General features: G+C 61.8%; 26 protein-coding genes. 8 read left to right on the top strand and 18 right to left on the bottom strand.

The genetic code is table 11. The features are described 5' to 3' along the window. Positions 1-77: 77 nt before the first annotated feature. Positions 78-515: a pseudoazurin gene (locus tag FJW08_RS16560; RefSeq protein WP_140811493.1), complete on the top strand. Its 438-nt coding sequence runs from the start codon at positions 78-80 to the stop codon at positions 513-515. Between the two features lie 97 nt (positions 516-612). Continuing rightward, positions 613-1,785: an NnrS family protein gene (locus FJW08_RS16555; RefSeq protein ID WP_140811492.1), complete on the top strand. Its 1,173-nt coding sequence runs from the start codon at positions 613-615 to the stop codon at positions 1,783-1,785. A 234-nt stretch (positions 1,786-2,019) separates the two neighbouring features. On the opposite strand, the gene FJW08_RS16550 is transcribed toward FJW08_RS16555, so the two are convergent. The 10 genes from FJW08_RS16550 to ccoN form a co-directional block, all read right to left on the bottom strand. Further along, positions 2,020-2,895: an SUMF1/EgtB/PvdO family nonheme iron enzyme gene (locus FJW08_RS16550; RefSeq protein ID WP_140811490.1), complete on the bottom strand. Its 876-nt coding sequence runs from the start codon at positions 2,893-2,895 to the stop codon at positions 2,020-2,022. Positions 2,896-2,948: 53 nt separating this feature from the next. Further along, positions 2,949-4,055, bottom strand: a complete 1,107-nt coding sequence (nirK, locus tag FJW08_RS16545) for a copper-containing nitrite reductase (protein ID WP_140811489.1) — start codon at positions 4,053-4,055, stop codon at positions 2,949-2,951. Between the two features lie 206 nt (positions 4,056-4,261). Beyond that, on the bottom strand, positions 4,262-4,417 hold the full coding sequence (gene ccoS, locus FJW08_RS16540) for a cbb3-type cytochrome oxidase assembly protein CcoS (protein WP_140811488.1): 156 nt from the start codon (positions 4,415-4,417) through the stop codon (positions 4,262-4,264). Further along, positions 4,414-6,702: a cation-translocating P-type ATPase gene (locus tag FJW08_RS16535; RefSeq protein ID WP_140811487.1), complete on the bottom strand. Its 2,289-nt coding sequence runs from the start codon at positions 6,700-6,702 to the stop codon at positions 4,414-4,416. The genes ccoS and FJW08_RS16535 overlap by 4 nt, the downstream gene beginning before the upstream one ends. Then, on the bottom strand, positions 6,699-7,196 hold the full coding sequence (locus FJW08_RS16530; protein WP_140811486.1) for a FixH family protein: 498 nt from the start codon (positions 7,194-7,196) through the stop codon (positions 6,699-6,701). Before FJW08_RS16530 ends, FJW08_RS16535 begins: the two co-directional genes overlap by 4 nt. Beyond that, entirely contained in the window at positions 7,193-8,752 is a 1,560-nt protein-coding gene (gene ccoG, locus FJW08_RS16525; protein ID WP_140811485.1) for a cytochrome c oxidase accessory protein CcoG, read from the bottom strand. Before ccoG ends, FJW08_RS16530 begins: the two co-directional genes overlap by 4 nt. 175 nt (positions 8,753-8,927) lie before the next feature. Beyond that, positions 8,928-9,791: a cytochrome-c oxidase, cbb3-type subunit III gene (gene ccoP / locus FJW08_RS16520; protein WP_140811483.1), complete on the bottom strand. Its 864-nt coding sequence runs from the start codon at positions 9,789-9,791 to the stop codon at positions 8,928-8,930. Positions 9,792-9,793: 2 nt separating this feature from the next. Further along, positions 9,794-9,943, bottom strand: a complete 150-nt coding sequence (locus FJW08_RS16515; protein WP_140522798.1) for a cbb3-type cytochrome c oxidase subunit 3 — start codon at positions 9,941-9,943, stop codon at positions 9,794-9,796. Positions 9,944-9,955: 12 nt separating this feature from the next. Beyond that, positions 9,956-10,687: a cytochrome-c oxidase, cbb3-type subunit II gene (gene ccoO / locus FJW08_RS16510; protein ID WP_140760890.1), complete on the bottom strand. Its 732-nt coding sequence runs from the start codon at positions 10,685-10,687 to the stop codon at positions 9,956-9,958. A 10-nt stretch (positions 10,688-10,697) separates the two neighbouring features. Beyond that, the gene (ccoN, locus tag FJW08_RS16505; protein ID WP_140760888.1) at positions 10,698-12,308 is read right to left on the bottom strand and encodes a cytochrome-c oxidase, cbb3-type subunit I; all 1,611 of its coding nucleotides are present in this window, start codon (positions 12,306-12,308) and stop codon (positions 10,698-10,700) included. A 156-nt stretch (positions 12,309-12,464) separates the two neighbouring features. On the opposite strand from ccoN, the gene FJW08_RS16500 reads away from it, so the two are divergent. Further along, positions 12,465-12,983 carry a hemerythrin domain-containing protein gene (locus FJW08_RS16500; protein WP_321575740.1) on the top strand — a complete coding sequence of 173 codons (519 nt, stop codon included), beginning with the start codon at positions 12,465-12,467 and terminating at the stop codon, positions 12,981-12,983. Here FJW08_RS16500 and FJW08_RS16495 read toward each other — a convergent pair. Continuing rightward, positions 12,980-13,708 carry a Crp/Fnr family transcriptional regulator gene (locus FJW08_RS16495; RefSeq protein ID WP_140811482.1) on the bottom strand — a complete coding sequence of 243 codons (729 nt, stop codon included), beginning with the start codon at positions 13,706-13,708 and terminating at the stop codon, positions 12,980-12,982. The two genes, FJW08_RS16500 and FJW08_RS16495, sit on opposite strands and share 4 nt — an antisense overlap. 162 nt (positions 13,709-13,870) lie before the next feature. Here FJW08_RS16495 and hemN point away from each other — a divergent pair, with 162 nt between their 5' ends. Further along, positions 13,871-15,220, top strand: coding sequence for an oxygen-independent coproporphyrinogen III oxidase (hemN, locus tag FJW08_RS16490; RefSeq protein ID WP_140811481.1), 1,350 nt, complete (start codon positions 13,871-13,873; stop codon positions 15,218-15,220). A gap of 27 nt (positions 15,221-15,247) precedes the next feature. On the opposite strand, the gene FJW08_RS16485 is transcribed toward hemN, so the two are convergent. The 3 genes from FJW08_RS16485 to FJW08_RS16475 form a co-directional block, all read right to left on the bottom strand. Beyond that, positions 15,248-15,592 carry a DUF779 domain-containing protein gene (locus FJW08_RS16485; RefSeq protein ID WP_140811480.1) on the bottom strand — a complete coding sequence of 115 codons (345 nt, stop codon included), beginning with the start codon at positions 15,590-15,592 and terminating at the stop codon, positions 15,248-15,250. Between the two features lie 66 nt (positions 15,593-15,658). Beyond that, a complete protein-coding gene (gene adh / locus FJW08_RS16480; protein WP_140811479.1) occupies positions 15,659-17,176 on the bottom strand; it encodes an aldehyde dehydrogenase in 1,518 nt (505 codons plus the stop codon). A 143-nt stretch (positions 17,177-17,319) separates the two neighbouring features. After that, positions 17,320-18,288 carry a helix-turn-helix domain-containing protein gene (locus tag FJW08_RS16475; RefSeq protein WP_140811478.1) on the bottom strand — a complete coding sequence of 323 codons (969 nt, stop codon included), beginning with the start codon at positions 18,286-18,288 and terminating at the stop codon, positions 17,320-17,322. 388 nt (positions 18,289-18,676) lie between these two features. Here FJW08_RS16475 and FJW08_RS16465 point away from each other — a divergent pair, with 388 nt between their 5' ends. From FJW08_RS16465 to FJW08_RS16455, 3 genes are all read left to right on the top strand, one after another. Next, positions 18,677-20,254, top strand: coding sequence for an HD domain-containing phosphohydrolase (locus tag FJW08_RS16465; protein WP_140811476.1), 1,578 nt, complete (start codon positions 18,677-18,679; stop codon positions 20,252-20,254). A gap of 90 nt (positions 20,255-20,344) precedes the next feature. After that, the gene (locus FJW08_RS16460) at positions 20,345-20,617 is read left to right on the top strand and encodes a hypothetical protein (protein WP_140760875.1); all 273 of its coding nucleotides are present in this window, start codon (positions 20,345-20,347) and stop codon (positions 20,615-20,617) included. 69 nt (positions 20,618-20,686) lie between these two features. Continuing rightward, positions 20,687-21,820, top strand: coding sequence for a substrate-binding protein (locus tag FJW08_RS16455; protein ID WP_140811475.1), 1,134 nt, complete (start codon positions 20,687-20,689; stop codon positions 21,818-21,820). A gap of 148 nt (positions 21,821-21,968) precedes the next feature. On the opposite strand, the gene FJW08_RS16450 is transcribed toward FJW08_RS16455, so the two are convergent. Both FJW08_RS16450 and FJW08_RS16445 read right to left on the bottom strand, forming a co-directional pair. After that, positions 21,969-22,070, bottom strand: coding sequence for a hypothetical protein (locus FJW08_RS16450; protein WP_246682386.1), 102 nt, complete (start codon positions 22,068-22,070; stop codon positions 21,969-21,971). Further along, positions 22,027-22,371, bottom strand: coding sequence for an SDR family NAD(P)-dependent oxidoreductase (locus FJW08_RS16445; RefSeq protein ID WP_246682384.1), 345 nt, complete (start codon positions 22,369-22,371; stop codon positions 22,027-22,029). Before FJW08_RS16445 ends, FJW08_RS16450 begins: the two co-directional genes overlap by 44 nt. A gap of 143 nt (positions 22,372-22,514) precedes the next feature. On the opposite strand from FJW08_RS16445, the gene FJW08_RS16440 reads away from it, so the two are divergent. Further along, on the top strand, positions 22,515-24,011 hold the full coding sequence (locus tag FJW08_RS16440) for an aldehyde dehydrogenase family protein (RefSeq protein WP_140811474.1): 1,497 nt from the start codon (positions 22,515-22,517) through the stop codon (positions 24,009-24,011). Position 24,012: 1 nt separating this feature from the next. Here the strand turns inward: FJW08_RS16440 and FJW08_RS16435 are convergent, their stop codons facing one another. Then, entirely contained in the window at positions 24,013-24,261 is a 249-nt protein-coding gene (locus FJW08_RS16435) for a hypothetical protein (protein ID WP_140760869.1), read from the bottom strand. A 38-nt stretch (positions 24,262-24,299) separates the two neighbouring features. Beyond that, positions 24,300-24,542, bottom strand: coding sequence for a hypothetical protein (locus tag FJW08_RS16430; RefSeq protein ID WP_140811473.1), 243 nt, complete (start codon positions 24,540-24,542; stop codon positions 24,300-24,302). Positions 24,543-24,992: the final 450 nt, after the last annotated feature.

Below are 24,992 nucleotides of genomic sequence, written 5' to 3'. Positions count from 1 at the left end.
CAAATTGTTCGCAGGGGCATCAGGCTAAATGACATTGAACGGCGCAATGCCGCGAACATGAGACAAAGGACAAATCGATGAAACGCACCATCCTCGCCGCCGCAATCTCCCTTCTCGCGCTCGCCGGCGGCGCAAGCGCGGAAGAGCATGTGGTGCAAATGCTCAACAAGGGCGAAAAGGGCGCCATGGTTTTCCAGCCGGCCTTCGTCAAGGCCGCACCCGGCGACACCGTGAAGTTCGTGCCGACCGACAAGACGCACGATGCCGAGTCGATCAAGGACATGATTCCGGACGGCGCCGAGCCGTTCAAGGGGAAACCGAGCGAAGAAATCACCGTTACGCTGACCAAGGAGGGCGTCTATGGCGTCAAATGCGCGCCGCACTATGGCATGGGCATGGTCGCACTGATCGTCGTCGGCAAGCCGGTCAATCTCGATACCGCGAAAGCGGTCAAGCATCCTGGCAAGGCAAAGACGGTATTCGCGGATCTGTTCACCCAGATTCCGGCCAACTGACCGGCATGAGATAGCTTGCCTGCCACAAGTGAGCGGGCACGAGCCGGACGGACCGAGGGCGGCGGTCCACCCGGCCTTTCATTTCAGGATACAAGTCATGGCTATTCCACGTCTGCGGCGCTACTCCGGCCCCGCCTTTCTGTCCTATGGGTTCAGACCCTTTTTCTTCCTCGGCTCGCTTTATGCCGCGCTCTCCATTCTGCTCTGGCTGCCGATCTATGCGGGGGAACTTCAAACCCACAGCCTGTTCGTTCCGGTCGACTGGCATATACATGAGATGCTGTTCGGCTATCTGCCGGCGATCGTGACCGGGTTCCTTTTGACGGCGATCCCCAACTGGACCGGCCGGCTGCCCGTGCAGGGCCTGCCGCTGCTGGCGCTGGTTGTCCTGTGGCTTGCCGGCCGCGCCGCTGTCTTCTTCTCGGCAGATATTGGCTGGGAAGCAGCAGCTGTGATCGATGGCTCATTCTTGCTTGCAGTGGCTGCCGCGGCCGCACGCGAAATCGTCGCGGGACGCAACTGGCGAAACCTCAAGGTGCTGCCGCCGCTCGTCGTGCTGGCGTCCGCGAACGGCGCGTTCCACATCGAGGCTCATGTCCTGGGAATGTCGGACATCAGCCGAAGGCTCGGCATGGCTGCCGCGATCCTGCTCATCTCCTTGATCGGCGGGCGAATTATTCCGAGCTTCACACGCAACTGGCTCGTGCGCGAAAATCCCGGCAGGCTGCCGGCGCCATTCGACCGATTTGACATCGGATCCATCTTTATCTCTGCCATTGGTCTGGGGGCCTGGACGTTCGCCCCCAACAATGGCGTCTCAGGGCTGCTCCTTGGGGCCGCCGCCATTGGCCAGGCATGGCGTCTGTCGCGGTGGGCTGGCGATCGCACGTTGCGAGATCCCCTCGTTCTCATCCTTCACCTTGCATACGCCTTGGTGCCCTTGGGATTCTCCCTGATTTCGGCATCGATCTTTTTGCCTGCAATCCCGGTCGCCGCCGGGCTGCATGCGTTCGGCGCCGGTGCGGTCGGGTCGATGACGATCGCAGTGATGGCCCGCGCTACGCTTGGCCATACCGGCCGGCTACTGCGGGCTGGACGACAAACGATCATTATCTTCGCAGCGATTTTGATTGCGGCGTCGTTACGCATTGTTGCGGCCTTTGTCCCTTATGACGGGATCGTTGAAGTCGCGGGTGTTGCGTGGGCTATGGCATACGCCGGCTTTCTCCTGACCCATGGAGTGGCCTTGACGACGGCGAAGCGCCGGTAACGATGTTTGCAAGAGGATCGTGGCGCCAGTCGTGTGCCTCTTCGGTTCCGGGATAACGACATGCATAAAATCAGAAACTTACAGCAGGTCGGGCGAATCCTGTTCGCCGCGACATGCTGTAAGTCCGAGGCGGACCTGGCGACCCAGAGGGGGCGACCTCAATTTGCTCGGCAAGTCCAGCGCTTGTCGTCCTCAAGGCGGATTGTGTCGCCATACTCTGATGGCGCTTGCTCGTCAGAGTATACCCAAATGAGACAGCAGATCGCTCGCCCAGCCAGCGTGGTTTCGCACCAGCCTGAACCCCAGATTGTCGGGAGGCAAGCCAACGGCGCAACCTCCGCTTTTCCCGTCGCTGATGAAATTCGACATATAGGCTCTATGCAGGCCTTCCAGGACGTGGACCCCACAATTGTCGACCGAGCTCGCAACGCCGCTGCCGTCTTTGGCGAGCGTCGTGCGGACATAGCACGTCGAAGTCCACTCCCAGACGTTGCCGGAAAAGTCGGCAAGCCCGCGCGAATTCACTCCGAAGGAGCCGCGACTCCTGGGCAACGGGTCCGGTTTGCGATTGAGTTCGACCTCCGCCTGATAGCTGGTCAGCCAATGCCTGGCGGGGTTGTTGGCATCGTTTTCGACACCCTCGAATTCTCCCGCGAACCGCTCGGCTGCGGCAAGGGCCCACTCTTCGTCGGATGGCAGCCTCCATTGGCTGCCGGTCTCCTCAGAATACCATCGGGCGTAGGCAACGGCGTCGAGGTAGCTCACGCCGGTAGCGGGTGCGTCACGCGGGACTGAGCGGGTCTCCTCCGCCGGCCGGCAGTTGCCGGCCGACACACAATCCGCGTAGTCGGTCGCACTGACCTGATAGGCCATGATCTCGAGCGGACCGTCGAATTGCCGCTCGACCTTGGGATTGGCTTGCGGGCGTCCATCCCTCAGGAACTCTCCCGGCATCGGATATCTGATCGAACCGGGGGGCAGGCTGACCGTCATGGCAATGGCGCGGGACTGCCTATGACCACCGGCAGCCTTTATTGAGAGTCCTACCGGCACAGCCGCGGCCACGGCCACCATGGCGATCGGCACGAGCTTCAGGATGAAAGCCGACATGTCTTTTGTCCATGCCCGGACAGGGTCGCTGTCCGGGCAAACTGGAGTGGCGTTCAGTTGGTGGCGATGGGTTTGGGCGCTTCGACCTGTGTCATCAGGTCGTCATTCCACTCGCCCTCGACCTTGAAGTGAGCGGTCGCTCCGAGTTCGACGGCCTCGATCAGATTGTGATTGACGTAGGCGTAAACGCCAGGCTGCAGGAAAGTATAGAGCGCCGAGCCGGCGGAGCCGCCACGGATGAACCACGTCTCCAGATCCTTGGCCGGCGGGTTGGCGAATTTGCCCTGTTCCCAGACGTAATCGCCATGACCGCCGATCAGGTGCGGCCGCGTATCGCGGTTGGCCTGGGAATGGACGATCAGCACCGTTTCGCCGACCTTGGACTTCATGGCGTTGTCGCCGGTCAGGGATCCTACCTTGCCATTGAACACCACATGCGTCGGAATCAGCCCGCGCATGACCTTGACGATGTCGTCGTAGCCGTCGCCGGCGGATTCGTAGCTCTTGAAGTTGCCCTCCTCGTCGCGCGGAATGTAGAAGTCACTCTCGCCGATGTAGAAGACCTTGTCGTACTTGACCGGTTGGCCCTTGTCGTTCCTGAGCCCGTCGCGCGGCAGCACCATGATGGCACCGTTCATGCCGGAAACGACATGCCAGGGGATCATCGCGCCGCCGGGGGCGCAGTGATAGACAAACGTTCCCGTCCGCGTCGCCTTGAAGCGTAGGGTCACCTGTTCGCCGGGATTGATCAAGGTCAGGCCGCCGCCACCCAGCGCGCCGGTAGCGGCGTGGAAATCGATGTTGTGGGCAAGCGAGTTGGTATCGGGATTGATGAGCGTCAGTTCGACATAGTCGTCCTGATGCACGACCATCAGCGGGCCGGGGATCGAGCCGTTGTAGGTCATCGCATTGAGCTTCGTGCCGTCGGCATCGATGACGAGAGGCTTCTCCTCGATCTTCATGGTGAACTCGACGATCTTCGGCCCGTGCTTGGCGACCTGATCGTGCGGATGAACAAAAGGCGGTGCCACGAGCGTGATCTTTTCACGCGGCAGTCCGCGAATCTCTGCCTTTGTAACCGTGGCGGACAATGCGGGCAGTGCCGCAACGGCGGCAGCGCCAATAGCTGCTCCAAAGAGGGCTTCGCGTCGTGTAATCATGTCAATCTCCTGTCTCTCGACCGTTGCGGACGAGCAGAAGGTACCTGACCTGACGCCAGCCTTCTTTGCGCTGGCGCAAACTGTGTTGTCAATCGCAGGAACAACGGCTCGGGATGCAGAGGTTTTGTAGGGCGCGATTGGAAGTGCGAAGGTTTGGTGTCGCGTTTTTCTGCGACGATGCGCTGCCACCAGCGGCTTTCTGAATATCAGTGGTCGCTTTTTTCTTCCAGATCGATCAGGATTCGCTCAGCGGCTCCGTCGAGATCTTCGTACTGGCCACTCTTCAATGCCCAAAGGAAGCCCCCAAGGCCAAGCGCTCCAAGGAACAGAGCGACGGGTATGAGGTAGGTGAGAGTGGTCATGACGATCGGACCAGTTTGTCGAAGTTGGACACCCTGTTGCGGCGAACTTCCTTGGCCGGTGAAAACGGCTGCGACGATCGCAGGCGTAGCGCATTGCCAACGACAAGCAGCGATGAGGCGGACATGGCGATCGCCGCGATCAGGGGCGTAACGTGCCCGAGGATCGCTATCGGTACGGCGACCGCATTGTAGACGATCGCGACGACGATGTTCTGCCGGATCAGGCGTCCTGCCTGGCGCGAGACGTCCAACGCCAGCGGGACGGCCAGAAGGCTCTCGCGCAGGAAGACGAAGTCCGCAGCGTTGCGACCAATATCGGCGGCGGTCGCCGGTGCCATCGAGACATGCGCAGCGCGCAGTGCCGGCGTGTCATTGAGGCCGTCGCCAACCATCAGAACCCTCTGTCCGTCTTTCGCCAGCGTCTCGATGCGTTCGACCTTGCCGGACGGCAGCAGGCAGGCAACAAAGTCATCGACACCAAGCACCTTCGCAACCTCGGCGCAGGCAGCCGCGGTGTCGCCCGACAGCATTTCGACCGACACCCCGGCACCGCGCAATTGATCGATGGCCGGTGTAGCATCGGCGCGCAGCACATCCTCGAAAGCGAAGGATGCGACAATCATCCCGTTTTTTGTCAGAACCGTTCCACCGTACCCGTGTTTGCCTTCGCCGCCGGTTCGAGCCTTCCAGCCGGCCCATCCGCGTCGACCCAGCCGCCAGATGGTTCCGGCGTCGGTGGCTTCGATCCCTAAACCTGGGTGTTCCGTCACTGCATCGAATCTGTGCTGGCTGCCGCCAACGGCAAAGCCAGCAATGGCTTTTGAAAATGGATGACGCGAATGCGCGGCCAGGTCGGCTGCGATGGCAAGCATGGCTGGATCGATCGAGGCCGCGTTGACGAGCCCGGGCTGGCCAAGCGTGAGCGTACCGGTCTTGTCGAATACCGCCGTGTCGATTGTCGCCAGGCGCTCCGTGGCCGAGCCGTCCTTGACCATGATGCCGTTCTCGAACAGGCGCCGTGCGGCGACCACCTGAACGATCGGAACGGCCAGGCCAAGCGCGCAGGGGCACGTGATGATGAGAACAGCGATAGCGATCGTCATGGCCCGGTGCCAGTCGCCGGTCGCCGCCATCCAGCCCAGGAATGTCGCCAAAGAGGTGAGATGAACAACGGGCGCGTAGAGCGCCGAAACGCGGTCGGCGATGCGGCGATAGCGGGCGCGACCGCCTTCGGCGGCCTCCATCAGCCGCACCATCTCCGCCAGGAACGAATCCTTTGCGGCGGCAATCGCTTCGATGGTCAGCGGGCCGGTAAGATTGAGCACGCCGGCCTGCACGGTTTCGCCTGGTGCCACGTTTTTCGGCGTGCTTTCGCCTGAAGCCAGCGAGCAGTCGAGATCCGACGCTCCCTGGATGATCTTGCCGTCGACGGGGATTCTCTCGCCGGCTGCGATCAACAACCGCATGCCCGGTTCGATCTCGCCGACTGGCAAATAGTCGCGCGCGCCGTTGCCGCGAACCACCATGGCGCCACGCGCGGCCAGCTGCGACAGGCCTTTTACTGCCGTGCGGGCACGTTCCCGCATCACGTGATCGAGCGTGCGGCCGATCAAAAGGAAGAACAGCAGTGATACCGAGGCGTCGAAATAGGCGTGGTCGCCATGGTTGATCGTCTCATAGAGGCTCAGGGCATAGGCGAGTGAAACACCGACCGCGATCGGAACGTCCATGTTCACGCGGCCGTGGCGCAGTGCATTCCAGGCCGACCGGAAGAAGATTCCGCCGGCGAAGGCGAGCGCCGGAATGGCGATCAGCGCCGAGACCCAGTGAAACAGGTCGCGGGTAGCCCCTTCGGCACCCGACCAGACCGACACCGAGAGCAACATGATGTTTCCCGCCGCAAACCCGGCGACCGCGACGGCGCGGATCAATTCCGAAAGCGTCTTGTCCTTCTCGTCGATCTCGGGGGCGAAGAGATGCGCCTGGTAGCCGAGCCGCCCAAGCGCGGCGACAAACGGTGGAACTTCATCTCCACGCCATCGGACCGAGACCCGTTTCGTCGACAGGTTGACGCGGGCGCTCTCGACGCGGTCGAGCTTCGCTAACGCCGTCTCGATCGTCTGGATGCAAGCTGCGCAATGAACGCTCGGCACCGAAAGATCGGTCTGGCGATGGCCATCGTCAAGCGATCGGCTCGCCAGCCTGATTTCCTGGCTGGATGGCAGGACAGATTGGTCGCTGCCCATGTCCAGCCCCATTTCAGCGCCCGGCGCACAACAGCTCATTGCAGCGCCCCATGGGAAATCACGACCCTGCGGACGTCGCGGTAGGGTTTGTCCAGACCGGCATCGGCATCGACTTCGACAATCCAGACGCCGTCTTTCGGCGTGTGCCGGGCGGCGAATTCCTCGCCTGAAGCGAGGGCGAGCGTGACTGACTTGTCCTCTTTCTCGTACGCGGGATGACGAAACAGCATCTTTACGCCGTGCAAAGGAACCGGCTTGCCGGCTGCGTCGGAGAGGCTGTAGCGGACTTCTCCCCACGCGATGGTAAGCTTACCTGTCCAGCCGAGTGCCGCTTGGGCGCGGCCCTCCCGCGCCTGCTTGTTGAATTGCTGGCTTGCAACGTAGGTGTTCTCGACGACGAGGCCGGTCCAACTGGTGTTGGCAAGCGTCGCCATGGTCAGGTTGACCGCGATCACCACTCCGAAGAAGGCGAGGATGATGGCCAGCATGTGCCGGCCGGTGAATTCGCGAGATTTCTGAGCATTGGCAGTCATCTGGCGGCCTCCGGCGCGTTGAAGGTGGCGGTGTATTCATTGGACTCGAGGCTGGCCTTGTCCTCGACGCGGAACGTGAAGGTCTGCGCCGGGGCGCGGATCTGGTCCGCCGGCTGGCGAACAAAGACCTTCAGCATTTTCAGGCGGTCGGGCTCGACCGGAACGGCGAAAGAGCGGCCCGCCGGGATGTCGTCGCCAACGACAGTCATGTCGGCGCCTTCAAGCCCCCGCATGCTGACGACGATCGTTCTCGGCTCCGGGATCATGTTGAGCAGCTTGACCGTGTAGCCATTGCGGATGGACCCGTCGGACAACGTGACGAACTGGGGATTGCGGTCATGCAATACGTTCAGTTCCAGCCGGTCACGCGTCAGCAACGAATAGAGCAGGCCAAGGCCGATCAACGACCAAAAACCCATGTAGACGTAGGTGCGCGGTCGAAAGATCTTGCGGACGTGAAAATGCGCTACCTGATCGGAGAAGGCGCCGCCAGCAGTCCTGACCAGCGGTGGACTGACCGGGCCGGAGCCGCCTGCGGTCGCCAGCATCATGTTGGCGTTGTAGTCGGACAGCGTAGCATAGGCGATCAGCCCGCGCTCCTTGCCGAGCTTGTCCATGACACCGTCGCAGGCGTCGATGCAAAGCGCGCAGGTGATGCATTCGAGCTGCTGGCCATCGCGAATGTCGATCCCCATCGGGCAGACCGCGACGCAGGCGTTGCAGTCGACGCAGTCGCCTACGGGCTGGCCTGCGGCCAGCATTTTCTTGGCGTGACGCGAACGCGGTTCGCCGCGCCAGTCGTTGTAGGTGACGGTGAGAGAATTTTCGTCGAGCATGGCCGCCTGGATGCGCGGCCATGGGCACATATAGGTGCAGACCTGCTCACGCATCAGGCCGCCGAACGTGTAGGTGGTTGCCGTCAGGACGGCGACGGTGATGTAGGCGACAGGCGCGGCAGTGCCGGTGAAAAGCTCGCCGAGCAGCGTCGGTGCATCGGCGAAATAGAAAATCCAGGCGCCGCCTGTCGCCGCGCCGATGACCAGCCAGATCACGTGCTTCGATACCCGCAGCATCAGCTTGCGCGCGGTCCAGGGTCCCGCATCGAGCTTCATGCGAGCGTTGCGGTCGCCCTCTATCGCGCGCTCGACGACCAGGAACAGATCGACCCAGACGGTCTGCGGGCATGTATAGCCGCACCAGGCACGTCCGACAGTCGACGTGATCAGGAAAAGACCGACGCCCGCCATGACCAGGAGGCCAGCCACGTAAAAGAATTCCTGTGGCCAGATCTCGATGAAAAAGAGGTAGAACCGCCGGTTGGCGACATCGAGCAGCACCGCCTGGACGGGCGCAAACGGGCCGCGGTCCCAACGCAGCCATGGCGTCAGGTAGTAGATCCCAAGCGTGATCGCCATCACCAGCCATTTGAAGCGGCGGAATTTCCCCGCAGCGCGTTTGGGAAAGATCTTCTTTCGCGCGGCATAAAGGGGCTGACGGGTCTTGGCGGAATTGACCGCTTCGGCTTCCAGCCGTTCTACCTGCGTATTGTCCAGCACCAGGATCTCCACTTGCGCGCAGACTGTGATTTTGATTGCGCTTGGCAAGAATGCCGCCGGGGGGATCGCTCCGCGTTGATGCAAGTCAATCTCGTCATGGCAGAAAGAAATCGAGGCCCGGCAAAGCCGGGCCTCGTCACTCGAGCGGTGAGGGCCGGAGAATAGTCCTCGCTTCCTATTCTCCACCGCCGAGCGAATGCACGTAAACCGCCAGTTCCTTGACCTTGGTCTCGCCCAGGCGCGAGCCCCAGGCTGGCATGACGCCCTGCTTGGGTGCGCGAACCTGGTCGGCGATTGCCGTCTCGCCTGAGCCATAAAGCCAGATCGCGTCGGTCAGGTCGGGGGCGCCGAACTCCTTGTTGCCTTTCGCGTTGTCACCATGACAGGCAACGCAGTTGTCGGCGAAGACCTTGGCGCCAGGCTGGATCAGACTTGCATCGTGGACCTTACCGGACAGGCTGGCGACGTAGGCACTGACCTGTGCAATCTGGTCGGCAGTGATGATGTCGCCAAAGGCTGGCATTTCCGACAGACGCGTTTCCGCATCGGTCGCAAAGCGGATGCCGTGCATGATCGTCTGCTGGATCTGCTCTGCCTTGCCACCCCACAGCCAGTCGTCGTCATTGAGGTTGGGAAAGCCGGCGGACCCCTGAGCACCAGAGCCGTGGCACTGCGTGCAATTGACCTTGAACGCGGCGCCGCCAGCGGCGACCGCGAATTCGCGCAAGGCATCGTCCGCGGTGATCTCCGAGACTGTTTTCGATTCAACAGCCGCGACATATTTGCCCTTCGCCAGGTCCGCCGCCGCCAGCTCGTTCTTGACGTCCTTGCGGCTCGAATAGCCGAGCGCCCCGGTTGTCGCGGAGTGCAGCAGTGGCCATGCCGGATAGGCGACCGTGTAGCCGATCGCCCAGACGATGGTCACGTAGAAGGTTATGACCCACCAGCGCGGAAGCGGATTGTTCAGCTCCCTGATGCCGTCCCATTCGTGGCCCGTGGTTGAGACGCCAGAGATTTCATCGATGTGCTCGTCGCTCATGATCACTCGTCCTCAAGAGGAATCCGGGCAGCCTCGTCGGCCAGCTTGCGGCTGCCAGGGCGCAGCGCAAAGACAATTGCCCCGACAAAGAAAAGCGCCATGGCGACCAAACCCCAGCTGTCAGCAAATTCCCGCATTAGATTGTAATCCACGGATAAAACTCCTTAGCGGTAACCGGCGGCTTCGTCGTAGTTCTTGAAATCGACCAGCGTGCCGAGCATCTGCAGATAGGCCACGAGGGCATCCATTTCGGTGACCTGTCGCGGATTGCCGTCGAAGTCGCCGACCTTGGCTTTGGGATAGCGCGCCTCCAGCCCGGATGTGTCGGCGTTGGGATCAGCCTGCGCCATCAGATCGGCGTTGGCGTGCGCGATCATGTCATCATCGTAGGGGACGCCGACACGCCGGTTGGCGACGAGGTGCGTCGAGAAGTCTTTCACCTCGATCGGCACGTCTTTCAGGAATGCGTAGCTGGGCATAATCGATTCCGGCACCACCGAACGTGGAGCCGAGAGATGCGCAACATGCCAGGCATTCGAGTAACGGTCACCGACCCGGGCGAGATCCGGTCCGGTGCGCTTCGATCCCCACTGGAAGGGATGATCGTACATGGATTCAGCAGCCAGGCTGTAGTGGCCGTAGCGCTCGACTTCGTCGCGGAACGGCCTGATCATCTGGCTGTGGCAGAGGTAGCAGCCCTCGCGCACATAGATGTTGCGCCCGACAAGTTCGAGCGGCGAGTAAGGGCGCATGCCTTCCACCTTCTCGATCGTGTTGTCGAGATAGAAGAGCGGAGCGATCTCGACAATGCCGCCGACGGTCACCACCAGAAGAGAGCCAACGAGAAGAAGCGTGGCGTTCTTCTCGATGATCGCGTGTCTATCCATCAAGCCCATTTCTGGCTCCTTACTGTGCAGGCTGAAGGGCGGGTACAGAGCCCGGCATCGGTTGCTCCTCACGCTGGCGGCCGAGGATGGTCATCGCGATGTTCCACGCCATGATCAGGGCACCCGAGAGAAACATCGCGCCCCCCATGGCCCGCATGACATAGTAGGGGTGCATGGCTGCGACCGTTTCGGCGAAGGAGTAGACCAGGAAGCCCTGCTCGTCGTATTCGCGCCACATCAGGCCCTGCATGATGCCGGACACCCACATGACCGCCGCGTAGACGACGATCCCGAGTGTCGCCAGCCAGAAGTGCCAGGTGACGAGCCTCAGCGAGTAGAGCCGCTCGCGGTTCCAGAGCTTGGGCACCATGTAGTAGATCGCGCCGAACGAGATCATGCCGACCCAGCCGAGCGCACCCGAATGGACGTGCCCGATGGTCCAATCGGTATAGTGCGACAGCGAGTTGACCGTCTTGATCGACATCATCGGACCTTCGAAGGTCGACATGCCGTAGAAGGCGATGGCCATCACCATCATGCGGATGATCGGATCGGTGCGTAGCTTGTCCCAGGCGCCTGACAACGTCATCAGGCCGTTGATCATGCCGCCCCATGAGGGCATCCACAACATGATCGAGAACACCATGCCCAGCGTCTGCGCCCAGTCGGGCAGGGCGGTGTAGTGCAGGTGGTGCGGTCCGGCCCAGATGTAGAGGAAGATGAGCGCCCAGAAATGGATGATCGACAGCCGATAGGAATAGACCGGCCGGTTCGCCTGCTTGGGAACGAAATAATACATCATGCCGAGAAAACCGGCAGTGAGGAAGAAGCCGACGGCGTTGTGTCCGTACCACCATTGCGTCAGGGCGTCCTGGACTCCAGAAAAAGCGGAGTAGCTCTTGGATCCGAGGAAGGAAGCGGGCATCGACAGGTTGTTGACCACATGCAGTATCGCGATGGTCACGATGAAGGAGAGGTAGAACCAGTTGGCGACATAGATGTGCGGTTCCTTGCGCTTCAGGATCGTGCCAAGGAACAGGATGAGATAGGCGACCCAGACGATGGTCAGCCAGATGTCGACATACCATTCAGGTTCGGCGTATTCGCGGCTCTCGGTAATGCCGAGCAGGTAGCCGGTCGCGGCCATGACGATGAAAAGCTGGTATCCCCAGAAGACGAACCAAGCGAGATCGCCGCCGAACAGGCGCGCCCGGCAGGTGCGCTGCACGACGTACAATGACGTGCAAAGCAATGCGTTGCCGGCAAAGGCGAAGACGACGCCCGACGTATGCACTGGCCGCAAGCGGCCGAAATTGAACCAGGGCTGGATGTTGAGATCGGGGTAGGCAAGCTGCAGCGCGATGACCACGCCGACCAGCATGCCGACGACACCCCAGAACATAGTGGCGATGGCGCCGTAGCGGATCGGACCGTCCATGTATGCGGATGGGTCGATTGGGGCGGCGGCCTCGAAGCTCGTGTTGCGCAGCAGAATGGCGATGAAGCCGAGTAGGACGAAAAACAGCACCCACATATGTTGCCGGAATGGCTCGTCGACGCCGAAGCCGGCAGCCACCAAAGCCGCGAATGTAAAAAGGCTCAACGCGAAGATTTGTGTGCCGAACTTCATGACATATCCCCGACCTCGGATTCCGATGTGCGGACGTCAATCCGCTCCGCATGGACACCAATTCCGCAGTCGCTCCGTTGCCGCCTTGATCCATGTCAAAGTCATTTGCTTTTGGATTGGGCAGCCTTGGTCCTGCAAACGACCGGGAGGCTGCCGTTGAGCTCGCAGACACGAGGCGGATCGTTCCCGCTGCAAACAAGCGGCACCAATTCGATGCCGGCGATTCGATCCGGCACAAAAGCGGCCTCAGCTGCGGTGATGAGACGTGCGCATCTTGAAAAATTGCAGCTCTGCGACGCCTTGGAACGGATCGCGGACTGCCTGCCCAAGGTGGATCTTTTGGCATGCCTAAGTGCGGCAAACACAATCGTCCCGCTGTTGCGCGACAGTCATCGATACGAAGAGACGGTCATCTTTCCAGCCTATGAGAACGCTTTGGCCAGAAGCGGTGCGGACATTGATTCAGTCCGGCGATTGCGCGCCGAACACGTCGAGGACGAATCCTTTGCCGGCGAGGTGACCGAGATTCTGTTGGGGATCGGCCACGGCAAGTCGATCGACAATGTGGAGGCCGTTGGCTTCATGCTGCGCGGCTTCTTCGAAGGCTTGCGCCGGCATATCGCCTTTGAGCGGGAGCACGTCTTGCCGATGATCGGGATCGTCGATCGATCCTAAGCGCCGGAGCGGCGCTGCAGCCGGTTCAAGCTATCGACGATAATATGCCGATTGTTCTCGATGCGGATCACGCCATCCGATCTTAGTCTGGTCAGCTGGCGGCTGACGGTTTCGATAGTCAGGCCGAGGAAATCGGCGATGTCGGCGCGGGTCAACGGCAGATCGAAACGTGTCGACTGGGCGGCCGGGTCAAGCGCGGGGTCGATGTTTCTGGCGATCATCAGAAGAAAGCTTGCCACCTTTTCCGACGCACTCTTGCGGCCCAGCGTCACCATCCAATCGCGTGCGTCATCGAGTTCATTCAGCGTCTGCTTAAACAGACGATGCTCCAGTCCTGGCGATTCCCTCATCATCCGTTCAATGGCGGCCTTTGGAAACGAGCACAAAGAGACTGCTGTTGCTGCTTCGGCGTTGATCGCGCTTTCGGCCTTGAAGGGCCGGCCCAGAAAATCGGGAGCAAATTGAAGCCCGACGATCTGCTGGCGCCCGTCCGAAAGGCTCTTCGTGAGCTTGACCACGCCGGAGAGCACGTTCGAGTAACTGTCGACCGTCTCTGCGTCGCCAATCAGTTCCACGCCCGGTTCAATCGTTTGCTTCGACGAGGTCTTGGCGAGACCCACCAACTGTTCGGGATCGAGCGCGCCGCAAATGCCATGGTGCCGCGCTTCGCACGATTGGCAAAGCACGGGAATGCCGGCGCTGTGTACATCCTGACGCACTGTCATCGTGGTCTTCCGAGGAACGAAAGCTGCTGTAGGGGTATAGCATCGACCCTGGAAAAAACCTTGCGGCAGTTTGTCCGTAACCGATGAGCATTGACCGAGATCAAGGTGCTTGTCGCCCCTTGTGCCCAGTATCGTCGGACACAGCGCGGAGCACATCGCGAAATGCGGCCAGATTTAGTTGCCAGACTTGGTGAGAACGTGCCGCGTTACACCAGCTATCCGACGGCCCCGCATTTTCATCCAGCTGTTGACGCTGCCGTCTGTCGCAGCTGGCTGCAGGCGCTCGGTGATGACGAAGAGATCTCGCTCTATTTGCACATCCCTTACTGTGACAAGCTTTGCTGGTTCTGTGCGTGCCACACAAAGCAGACACGCCACTACGAGCCGGTGGCCAAATATCTGCGCTCACTGCATGCCGAGATCGCGACCGTTGCCGGTCTTGTCGCAGGCAAAGGTCACGTTCGTGCCGTCCATTTCGGTGGCGGTTCGCCAACCATGCTCAAGCCGCAGGATATAGTCGCACTGGCGGAAGTCTTGCGCGACAGGTTCACCTCTCTTGCCGGCGCCAAGATCAGTGTCGAAATCGAACCCAACGACATGGACGAAGCCCGCCTCGACGCACTTGCCGAAATCGGCATGACGAGAGCGAGCCTCGGCGTCCAGGATTTCGATCCGAAAGTGCAGAAGGCAATCAATCGCGAGCAGACCTTTTTGCAGACCAAAGCGGTCGTCGATGGCGTTCGTTCGCGCGGCGTCGAGTCCGTCAACCTGGATCTGCTCTACGGCCTGCCGCACCAGACCAGGCAGAGTGTCCTGTCCACGGTCGTGCAGGCGCTGTCGCTGGAGCCAGACCGGATCGCTCTTTTTGGTTACGCCCACGTGCCGTGGTTCAAGAAACACCAGACAATGATCGATGACGCCTGGTTGCCAGGCCCGGAGGAACGGTTCGCCCAATCGCAACTGGCAGCGCGCGCCATCCTGGACCAGGGATACGAAGCAATCGGGCTCGACCATTTCGCAAAACCAGGCGATGCGCTGGCGCTGGCCGCGCGGTCAGGGACGTTGCATCGCAACTTCCAGGGCTACACCGAGGATCGCTGCGAAACCCTGATCGGCCTCGGTCCGTCGTCCATCAGCCAGTACCGGCAAGGCTATGCACAGAACATGCCGTCAACCACGGAGTATGAACGCATGGTCACCAATGGCGGACTGGCGTCAGTGCGCGGTGTCGCACTTTCCGACGACGACCGCGCTCGCGGCTGGATCATCGAACGGCTGATGTGCTATTTCGGCTTCTCGGCAATCGACTTGGTTGAACGCTTTGGCGAAGCCGGCCGAAGACTTCTTTGCAAAGCGAGTTCCACCGCCCTTCTTGATCCTGCGCGGATGCTGGAACTTGACGGCGATCACTTCGTCGTGCCTGTGGAAAGCCGCCCCTTTGTCAGGAACGTCGCGGCGAAGTTCGACAGATATTTCGAAGCCGGCAAGGCGAGGCATTCCGTAGCGGTCTGACCATCGGCTGCAGTCGGATGGGAACGGTTACATCCCGATCCGAACAGCGCAAATGGTTGAGCGGGTCAGGAATCGCTTTTCCCGCCCATTGTCGAGCGAGAACATGCCGCCACGACCAGGCACAACGTCGATGATGAGATCGGTGTGCTTCCAGGCCTCGAATTGCGAGGCCCCGATGTAGAAGGGCGTGTCACCGATGTGACCAAGCAGCACATCATGGTCACTGACGATGAAGCCGGCCAACGGATAGCACATCGGCGAAGAGCCATCACAGCAGCCGCCGGACTGATGGAACAGCACTGGACCGTGCTCGGCAACGATCTCCGCGATCAGTCCAAGCGCTGCCGGGGTCGCCGTGACCTTCGCATGCATGAATTTTCGATTTCCAGTTGGAGGCGCGGCACTGTGCGGAGCCGCGCCCGTAAGCCAAACCGATGATCAGAAGAAGCCGAGCTTCTTCGGGCTGTAGCTGACCAGCATGTTCTTGGTCTGCTGGTAGTGGTCGAGCATCATCTTGTGCGTCTCGCGGCCGATGCCGGACTGCTTATAGCCGCCGAAGGCGGCATGAGCGGGATAAGCATGGTAGCAATTGGTCCAGACGCGGCCAGCCTGGATTGCCCGGCCGAAGCGGTAAGCCCGGTTGCCGTCGCGTGTCCAGATGCCGGCGCCAAGGCCGTAGAGCGTGTCGTTAGCAATCGACAGCGCTTCGTCGTCGTCCTTGAAGGTCGTGACCGAGACCACGGGTCCGAAGATCTCCTCCTGGAAGATGCGCATCTTGTTGTGGCCCTTGAATACCGTGGGCTGGACATAGTAGCCACCCGCCAGATCTCCGGGCAGAAGATTGCGCGCGCCGCCGGTCAGCACCTCGGCGCCTTCCTGGCGGCCGATGTCGATGTAGGACAGGATCTTTTCCAACTGCTCGGATGAGGCCTGTGCCCCGATCATCGTTGCCGGATCGAGCGGGTCGCCCTGCACGATCGCCTCGACGCGTTTCAGGGCGCGTTCCATGAAGGTGTCGTAGATCGATTCATGGATGAGCGCGCGGCTTGGGCAGGTGCAAACCTCGCCCTGATTCAGTGCGAACATGACGAAGCCTTCGATTGCCTTGTCGAAGAAATCGTCGTCCTCGGCGACCACGTCCTTGAAGAAGATGTTTGGCGATTTGCCACCCAGTTCCAGCGTGACGGGAATGAGGTTCTGGCTGGCATATTGCATGATCAGCCGGCCCGTCGTGGTCTCGCCGGTAAAGGCAATCTTGGCAATGCGCGGCGAGGAAGCCAGCGGCTTGCCGGCCTCGAGGCCAAAGCCGTTGACGATGTTGAGCACGCCCGGCGGCAGCAGATCGCCGATGAGATCGGCCCACAGCATGATGGCGGCGGGCGTCTGCTCGGCAGGCTTCAGCACCACGCAGTTGCCGGCGGCAAGTGCGGGAGCAAGCTTCCAGCACGCCATCAGCAGCGGAAAGTTCCAGGGGATGATCTGGCCGACCACGCCGAGCGGCTCATGGAAATGGTAGGCGACGGTGTCGTCGTCGATCTGGGAGAGGCTGCCTTCCTGGCCACGCACTGCGCCGGCGAAATAGCGGAAATGATCGATGGCCAGAGGCAGGTCGGCCGCGGTCGTTTCGCGGATCGGCTTGCCGTTGTCCCAGGATTCGGCGCAAGCGAGGAGATCGAGGTTTTCCTCCATGCGGTCGGCGATGCGGTTGAGGATGAGCGAGCGCTCGGCCACGCTGGTGCGCGCCCAGGCGTCCTTGGCGGCATGCGCCGCGTCAAGGGCCGCGTCGATGTCCTGGGCATCCGAACGTGCCACCTCGCACAGCAGTTGACCGTTCACCGGCGAAAAGTTCTCGAAGTAGCGGCCGGACCGCGGCTCGGCCCATTTGCCGCCGATGAAATTGCCATAGCGCTTGTCGAAGGGCGCCTTGACCGAGCGTGAAAATTCAACCTTGTTCATGTGTCTTCCTCCCAAAGCTGACGTCGCGGGATGCGACGCTTCGGAAGAGACTTGCGATTTCCGCCTGTGGTTGTCACCGCGCCGGTCACGGCGGTCGGGTACGATGTGTCGCAGAATTGCGACAGTCATGAGAGTTCGGGCGTTCAGTGTGACCGGTGGACATCCAGGCGATTGAGTTTGCGGTGAAGCGTCGCGCGGCTGATCCCAAGCGCCTGAGCCGCGGCCGAGACATTTCCGTCAGCGCGAGCTAGCGCACGCTGCAGTGCCCCGCGCTCTGCCTCGGCGATATCTTTGGAGCTGCTCTCAGCCCAGCCGAGGAGGTCGCCGGCGGGCATCGGTTTGTCGAGACACTGCTGCGTAATTCCAAGCGCCAGGCGGGCCGAACGGGTCGCGCCGACCACCAGATCGTCCGCATCAACGGCGATCAGCGCGCCGGAGCCTTTGTCGGCCACCGGCGCCAGCAGAATTCGCGCCTTTGGGAATGCCATCTTGAAGTTTTCACTTTCGATCCGACGCACCGCGTCGACCACGGCCATCGAAATGAGATTGGAGAATGCTTCGGTCAGATCTGCCCGGCAGGACGACACGTCCAGCGCGGCGACAAGATTGCCCTCGTGATCATGGATCGGAGCGGTGGTGCAGCTGAGCAGTGTGTTTCGCGTATGGAAATGCTGGTCACGGTGGATTGTCAGTGCGCGCCGCTCGACCAGACAGGTGCCGATCCCGTTGGTGCCCTGGCTTTCCTCATTCCAGACGGAGCCGGTCCACAAACCCCAGGAGTGAAACGTCTCGTCGTCGACGGGCGCGCCGCGCCGTTCGACCGGGACGCCGTCACGATCGGCGAGCAGGACACAGCATCCGACGCCGCCAACCGCAATATAGAGACGGTCGAGGCTCGATTGGGCTGCCCTGACGAGCGGTTCGATGCTTTGCCGGGCCTGCGCCAATTCGGCTTCAGTCAGATAATGTGGAGGACTGCAGTCAGCTGGATCGAGCCGATGCAAATTGGAAGACCGTCGCCATGAGGCAACCAGCGCGGACTTAGCTGCAGCGTCCGAGGCGATCGCCGCCTGGATGCGGTCAGCATGACGGCCGTGTGGATTCTCTTCCAAGCTATCCTCCCACCGGATCTCTTTCCTCCTGATCCGACCGGTCTGCGGTTCGATCAGCACATAGTCAATTCGTCGAAAGAAGTAGGAAGGCAGATCTCTCCCTCCAGCCGATCATCGGCCAATGATGGCTGCCCCCGTCGAGATAGATACCAACAGAATACCTGCCTCTTTTTGATCGGGAGCAATTTTGAGCATCAACCGGTCAGAAATGCTCGCCGGCCTCGAACGGCCCGATGCGGGTGCCTGCTGCGATCAGGTAGCGTGTCGACCAGCCAATAAGAGCGGCCGATGGCTGACACGGTATCACCCGGGCAATCTCGGCCTTGTCACCGCTTTTTCCTAGGTATTGGCGGCGCGCGGGGCTAACGTGGTCAAGGGGAGGTCGGCGATGACAAAGATTTCGATCCGCCGGGCGGACTTCATGATGGTCCTCGCCTACGCGTCGGATCTCGCCACCGGCCATTCGCGCGATTTCGCGCTGAAATCCTGCGTGCTTGCGATGCGGATCGCCGAGCTTGCCGGCCTTTCGGAGGAAGTCCGGCGCAATGCCTACCACCAGTCGATGCTGCGTTACGTCGGCTGTAATGCCGACACCGACCTTCTGTCGGCCACTTTCGGCGACGAAATCGCGCTACGCCAGGACCTTGTCGGTCTGGACATGGGCAACCGCGCCGAGCTGGGCCGGGTCTTCGTTCAGGCCTTCAAGCGGCTCTATTATGATCTTGACCCCGACGCGCAGGCCAAGGCGATCGAGGCCGCGATGTCGCAAGCGCTCGCGGTGGCCCGCCCGGTGCTCACTGCGCATTGCGAGGTCGCGCAGCGGATCGGCGAGCGGCTCGGCCTGTCCGACGAGATACGGCGCAACCTTGGACAGATATACGAACGCTGGGATGGCAAGGGCCTGCCGCGTGGGCTGGGCGGCGAAGATGTCTTGCCCGCCGTGCGCCTGATTACATTGGCACAGGACGTCATTGCGCTCAGCGACGCCGTCGGCATCGACGCGATGGCCGAAACCATCGCCAGTCGTGGCGATGGCCCCTACGAAGCGGAGCTGGCCCGCCTCGTCTCCGCCAACGCGCTCGCGCTGACGGAGGGCATCGGGGCGACGGTTGATCGCGAGACGATTTTGGCACTGGAGCCCGATCCGCCGGTGACGCTGGACGAGGCGGCTTGCGACGAGGCTTTCCTTGCCATCGCCGACATGATCGACATGCGCATGCCGTTCACGCAGGGCCATTCGCGGATGGTGGCGGAACTGGCCGAGGGCGGAGCACGACGGCTCGGGCTGCCCGAGCCCGATGTCCGCGCTCTGCGCTGGTCTGGCTGCATCCATGACATCGGCGAACTGGTGGTGCCGGTGGCAACCTGGATGCGCAACGGTCCGCTGTCGGTCCGCGAGCGCGACGCTGCGCAATTGCACGCTTATTACGGCGAGCGCGCGCTGGCCTCGTTCGGCCGCGACGGCGATACCATGGCCAACGTGGTGCTGCGCCATCACGAACGCCTGGACGGCTCGGGCTATCACCGCAAAGTCGGCGGGTCCGACCTGTCCCCGGCGGCGAGGATCCTGGCCGCGGCCGAGGCGTTCCAAACTTCGCGGGAGGAGCGTCCCCACCGCAAGGCGCTGTCCAGCGAGGCTGCGGCGGCGCAGTTGCGTGGCGCCGTTCGCGATGGCTGTATCTGTCCCGACGCCGCCGAGGCTGTGTTGTCCTTCGCCGGACAGCCGTCGCGACGGCCGCCCCCGCGGTCGCTGGCCGGCATGACGCCGCGCGAGATCGAGGTGCTGCGCCTGATCGCCGCCGGCCTGACCGCGAAGGAAACGGCCCGCAGGCTCGACATCTCGCCGAAGACCGCGGACCATCATGTCCAGAGCGTCTATTCCAAGATCGGCGTGGCCACCCGTGCGGCCGCGGCGCTCTACGCGGTCGAGCACGGCCTGGTCAGGCCAGGCGAAACGCAGCCATAGGGAATTCACCCCATGTGCGCCGGCCGCGAGACGCGCATCGTGATCCTGTCGACGGACCAATGGTGGCCGCGACCGACAGGAGGAATTCAGATGCTTCTCGCAACGACCAAAGTGGCGGACCTCGACCGCTTCATCCACATCTTCTCGACCAAGGGCGCCGACAAGCGGCGGCTGCACGGGTCGAGCGGCGCCACTGTGTTCCGCGACCCCAGCGAGGCCGACCGCATCTGGGCGATCTTCGACTGGGACGCCGAGGGCTGGAAGAATTTCGTCTCCGACCCCGAGGTGCCCGGGATCATGCAGGAAGCCGGCCATGTCGGGAAGCCGCAGGCCGCACTTCTGCTCGGCCACTACGAGGCCTGAATCGATGCTGTGCGCCGCCTGCCATCGGCGGCGGCGCGCCCAACGAACCCCAAGAGTTGGAGAGATCAGATGAACCAGAATCCCATCAAGATCGGCCTTATCGCCGAACTCACCGGCCCCTTGTCCTTCATGGGCATTGCCAATGCCAATCTCACGACCATGCTTGTCGACGATATCAACGCAGGCGGCGGCCTCCTCGGTCGGCCGGTCAAGTTGATCATCGAGGACGGCGAGACCACCGACAGCGCCGCCAAGGCAAGCGCCGCCAAACTCGTGGATGTCGACAAGGTCGATCTTATCGTCGGCGGCATCTACAGCTCGACCCGACTGGCCATCAAGAGCGAGGCCGTCACACGCGGCAAGACGCTCTACATCTACACCGAGCAGTATGAGGGACAGGAGAACGACGGCCTGATATTCTGCACGGGTCCGGTACCCGCGCAGCAGGTCGAGCCGCTGATACCGTGGCTGATGGAGACCACAGGGGCGAAAAGCTTCTATCTGCCGTCGGCCGACTACATCTGGCCACATATTCTGAACAAAGCTGCAAGCCGGGTCGTGCGCGCCAATGGCGGCGAGATCGTCGGCGAGGAGTATTTCCCGCTCGATACCGTAGATTTCCGACGGACGGTGCAGCAGATCATGGCCAGCGGCGCCGATGTCGTGTTCAACACCATCGTTCCGCCGGGGCTGACGCCGTTCCTCGATGAACTGGACAAGGCCGGATTCGGCAAGCGCGGCGGCAGGATCGTCTGCACCTATTTTGATGAGAACTTCCTCAACCTCGTCCCGTCCGAACAGATCGAGGGACTCTACAGCTGCCTCGATTACTACCAGGAACTCGACGATCCGTATGGCCGCGCGCTTTTGGGTCGCTACACCGCGCGTTTCCCCGGCAGCGCCATGTTGACCGCAGGCAGCGGCTGCACCGGTCATTACCGGGCGATCAAGATGTGGGAAGCAGCAGTGAACGAAGCCGCTACGCTCGAGCAGGGCGCCGTGATCCGGGCGCTCGATCATGCCCGGATCAGCGAGGGACCAGGTGGACCGGCCGAAATGGTTCCCGGTCAGCACCATGTTCGCATGAACATGTACATCGCGCAGGCGGAGCGCGGTCGCTTCCGGGTCGTCCGGAAGCTCGGTCCGATCGATCCGAACGAGCGTGTGCTGACCGGCGAACTCCAACTCGCCACTGCGGACTGATTAGCGGCATTCCGGTGTGTGCAAACGGCGGGCCGGCTAGATACGGCCCGCCACCTATCCCATCGATGGTGGCTGTACCGGCCAAGTGCCTGGAAACGGCAGTTTTGCTCCGCCGACGTTCCCTTGACGCACTGCTGAGCAGGTATCCCTATGCTATTAGTCCTGGCCCCACTTGCTCAAAACAGGGCAGTCCGCAAAGTCTGAGGTCAGTCGCCACTTCGTCCAATAAAATGTCGAGAACCTTTGCCACACCCGGCTCGCCCACCACGGCACCGAACAGGGCGGCCCTGCATTGTTGACCGGTATGTCGAGTGCGCCAAAGGTTGAGCGGGCCAGGTCAGCGGCCGCTTCAAAACTCTCCAGATTTTGGAGACGTCGCCGGTGATCGGCCGAACGTTTGCACCGACCTCGCTGGCAACCCGGGAAGCAGCCGCCTCGTCACGGTCCATCAGCAGGACCAGCGCGCCCTCGGCGACGAACTTCCTGACGATGCCTTCGCCAAATCCCGACCCGCCACCTGTGACGATGGCAACCTTGCCAGCAAGTCTCATATCCGTTCCTCCGTTGCTGGAACCATCGGGGAAGACACGCGCGCTGCACAAGTCCGATTATCTGAACGCTCTTTCAGCTTTCCTTGTTTGAGGTCGCTCGCGCCGGGAGTAATAGTCGCCACGGAATTCGTAAGGAGGAGACGATGACGCTGAACTTCGACCCGAGGGCGAAGGCCACCATGCTTTATCATGGCGAATTCCGGCCGATGTTCATTGGTGGCAAGTGGGTCGCGGCGCAGTCCGGCCAGGAGATGCAGGCGCTGAACCCGGCGACGGGCGAAGTGCTGGCAACGGTGCCGCGCGGCTCGGCCGCCGATGTCGACGCGGCGGTGGCCGCGGCGCGCGCGGCGTTCGAAGGCTCCTGGTCGAAATTCTCGCCCTATGAGCGGCAATGCGTGCTGCTCAGGATCGCCGACCTGTTCGAGACACATTGGGAAGAGCTCAGCGTCTCCGACACGCTCGACATGGGGCTGCCGATCACGCGCACCCTGGCCAACCGGCGCCGCGTCATCGGCATGCTGCGCTTCTACGGCGGCATGGCGACCGTGCTGCATGGCGAGGCCATCGACAATTCCATTCCCGGCGAGATCCTCACCTTCACAAGGCGCGAACCGGTCGGCGTCGTGGGCGCGATCATTCCCTGGAATGCGCCGACCGCGGCCTCGATCTGGAAAATCGCGCCGGCGCTCGCCACCGGCTGCACCATCGTGCTGAAACCCTCGGAGGATGCATCGCTGACGCCGCTGCTGATCGCGCGGCTGATGCAGGAAGCCGGCGTGCCCGACGGTGTCGTCAACATCGTCACCGGAACCGGCGCAGAAGCGGGCGCGCGGCTCGCCGAACACCCCGACGTCAACAAGGTCGTCTTCACCGGCTCGACGCTTACCGGTCAAGCGATCGCACGGGCTGGTGTCGCCAACCTCAAGCGCATCTCGCTGGAGCTCGGCGGCAAGTCACCAATCATTGTCTGCCGCGACGCCGATATCGACAAGGCCGTGCCGATCGCCGCCATGGCGGTGTTCGTGCATTCGGGCCAGATCTGCATTGCCGGCTCGCGCCTGTTCGTGGCGCGCGAAATCCATGACGAATTCGTGCGCCGGGTCGCCGACTTCGCCGGCAGGTTGCGCATCGGCCACGGCATCGAGGCGGAGACCGAAATCGGGCCGCTCATCAATGCCAGGCAGGCCGGCAAGGTGGAAGGCTACATCAAGGCCGGCAGCGACGAAGGCGCCGAACTGGTCGCGGGCGGCTCGCGGCTGACGGGCGCGCTCTATGATGGCGGCAACTTCATCGCGCCGACCGTCTTCGGCGCGGTGTCGGACACCATGACCATCGCACGCGAAGAGATTTTCGGGCCGGTCATTTCGGCGATGCCGTTCGACACGCTGGACGAGGCCGTCACGCGCGCCAATGCGACGCCCTATGGGCTGGCGGCCGGTATCTTCACCACCAATCTCGGCACCGCGCACAAGCTGGCGCGCCGCATCAAGGCCGGCTCGGTCTGGGTCAACATGTACCATGCCATCGACCCGGCCGTGCCATTCGGCGGCATGAAGATGTCCGGCTATGGCCGCGAGGGCGGCGTCGAGCATCTGCATGAGTATCTCGAGACGAAGTCGATCTGGATCCAGACCGACTAGTCTAGGGCAGGCTTCCAGGGGAATCAGGGATTGCGCATTTGTCGCGCATCTCCAGCCATTCAGTCAGCGCAATCCGAATGAGATCCAGGCGCCCCAGGTTCATCTCGGCCGAAATGGTCGCCAACGCGCTTTCGGTTGTCGCATCAAAAGACATGAAGCCGGCGTCGCGCAACATTGCCGCCGCGCGAAGATCGGCAATGCGTGGATCTTGTGCCGGGCTCGTGGTTTCGGGGCTCTCGTCGATTGACATGGTGATCACATAGCCGGTTCTTTTAGCGCGGATGCCGTCTAATAATCCCGAAGTGCGACAAGCATGTCGCCCTTTATGGTGGCTAATACCAAACGGCTTCCATCAGGATAGTATCTAGGAAGATTAGCCGCTTGATCGGCCAAGGATGCACCATCGAGTTCACACAGATCACCTCCCAGTATCCAGTCATATTCTCTTCTGCTGTCAACCACGGCCAGGTATTCTCCGTCATAGGGGTAGCCGATTAGCCCTATCTCTTCGTGCTTTTCCAATTTTCGCATCAACGCTCGCCTCAACTCAAAACCATGGATGCCGGTTCGCCATTTACTCAACAGGCAGTGCCGCGCTGGTCACCGGGAGAGCGGCCCGGCGCCAACCCCGCCGGACGCCGGGCCGTAAGGAAGTGCCCGCGCGGACGCACTTCCTCGAACTGCATCGCGTGCTTCACGAGAAGCGGTCCGTCTGAAGGCGCAACGTCTCATTCGCGCAGGCCACGAGCGGAACTTGCCGCGCACTCGCAGCCTGTTGCCGGGTCTGCGAGAGCCACAATTCTCGATGCTCCCGCGATAGGCCCTTCATTGCGGAACGAGCAGCGGCAGTGATCTCATATGCGCCGCAGGAGGCACATTGGAATTCTACCCTTCGCGGCGTGATATCGGCTTCGAGTGCCGTGCCCGTACAGATCGGGCAGGTTGATGGGTAGTACCTTGGGCTTTTGTCAAACGAAAAGG

Source organism: Mesorhizobium sp. B3-2-1 (genome assembly GCF_006439515.1).
Taxonomy (GTDB): domain Bacteria; phylum Pseudomonadota; class Alphaproteobacteria; order Rhizobiales; family Rhizobiaceae; genus Mesorhizobium.
This window is presented reverse-complemented; position numbering and strand designations above follow the sequence as displayed.